We start from the raw sequence: 1,569 nt of genomic DNA on the forward strand, positions 1-1,569 counted from the left end.
GGGTATGCCGGATTTAATGGTTGATGGGGCTCCTTCACCCCACCAACCTTATACCACCCTCAGATGGTTGATAGATCGACCCCGTAATTGAGTTCCTCTGCGAAATCCGACAGTCCGTAACAGATGGTTTTCTTGTAGAATGGAGAGACCTTCGCAGTTGAGGCCTTCTTCTTGTGCTTCGTGGTGTAGAGCATTCGTGCCCGCATCACCTCGAAGGAGTAACCACGCCCTTCACGGTTCTTGTCCTTGGCCAGTCGGTTGATGGATTCCGTGTAAGCATTGGTGACGGGCATATCCGTCTCGAAGTAGGTCATGATCTCTTCGCGCCAGTTGCCCACCGCTCTGACCAGATCGCTCCAGATTTCCTTCTGGCCTTTCGGGACGGTGGCTATCCACTCGTCCAGGGCGGCTTCTGCCTGGGAGCGCGTGATGGCATCCCAGATGCCGTAGAAGTGCTCCTTGTGCTCGTAGGCGGCCAGCAGTTGCGGGAATGCGCCTGTCCAGGTCTCCATGATCAGCCGCTCTCGGTCTGAGACTTCGTGAGCGCGTTTCAGCAGGATTTTCCGGTCTCCCTTGAGGGTTCGGCTCTGGGAGGGTTTCAGCTCCTTTCTTAGGCCCTTGCGCACCTTCTCCAAGGCATCATTGGCCATGCGCACCACATGGAATTTATCGACCACGATACGGGCCTGTGGTAGCACCGTCTTGACCGCCGTACGGTAGGGGTTCCACATGTCCATGCTGACGATCTCGACCTTCTGCCGGTCTTTCAGCTTCATCAGGTAGTTGGTCACCAAGTCCTGCCGGCGGGTGGTCAGCAGGTCGAGCAGGGTTCTCTCCTCGATGTTGGTCAGAATGCAGCGGTAGCGCTTGTTCAGGTACAGCTCGTCTATACCCAGAATGCGAGGCGTCTCGAATCGGTGCCAGCGCCCCAGGAACTCGGCGCGAGCGCTGAAGATGTCGCGTACCGTCTTCTCGTCCAGGCCAGTCTGCGCCGCCACGAAGGTGTAGGGGTGGTTGAAGGATTCTTTCTCCACGTACTCATGCAGCCGCCGCGTCATGCGGAAGCCGTCCACCATCTCCGGTAGCTGGGGCCTGAAGGAGGTCTTGCAGGCCCGGCAGGTGTACCGGCGACGAACCACCCAGAGGGTGACCCGCTTGCCGTGGATGGGCAAATCACGATAAGGAACATCACGCTTGCCGAACCGCACGATTTCACCCTGCACGCCACATTTCTCGCACGCGATGGGATCGGGTGCGTCCACCTGGAAGTGCATTTCGTCGTCTGTCGACTTGGAGTCCCTGACCTCATAATTTGAGAGGTTAATAAGGCCAGTAACGAGACCCATCATTAATAACCTCGATGTCAGGCGCTGGATAGTTTCATTAACACCAACCCTGAAACAATGAGGATCGCAGCAATGATTCTCGCTGCATTAACCGGTTCAGCCAAAAATGCGATTCCGACAAGAAAAGCGCCTACAGCTCCTATTCCCGTCCAGATTGTGTAGGCAGTTCCGAGTGGAATAGTTCGCATGGCGACTGCTAACAGCCAGAAGCTGGCCACCATTG

At 56.3% G+C, this 1,569-nt stretch carries 2 protein-coding genes; both read right to left on the reverse strand.

Features of this window, described 5'->3' with window-relative positions; all coding sequences use genetic code 11:
- Positions 1 to 59: 59 nt before the first annotated feature.
- Positions 60 to 1,349 carry an ISL3 family transposase gene (locus AC0IYS_RS00350; protein ID WP_023343400.1) on the reverse strand — a complete coding sequence of 430 codons (1,290 nt, stop codon included), beginning with the start codon at positions 1,347 to 1,349 and terminating at the stop codon, positions 60 to 62.
- A gap of 14 nt (positions 1,350 to 1,363) precedes the next feature.
- Positions 1,364 to 1,569: DMT family transporter (locus AC0IYS_RS00355; protein ID WP_471703328.1), on the reverse strand; the 206-nt coding region annotated here is incomplete at its 5' end.

This window comes from Duganella sp. AC237 (assembly GCF_979254035.1).

Coding starts and splice junctions, on each gene's coding strand:
- AC0IYS_RS00350 (WP_023343400.1), bottom strand. CDS start 1,349: ATGATGGGTCTCGTTACTGGCCTTATTAACCTCTCAAATTATGAGGTC.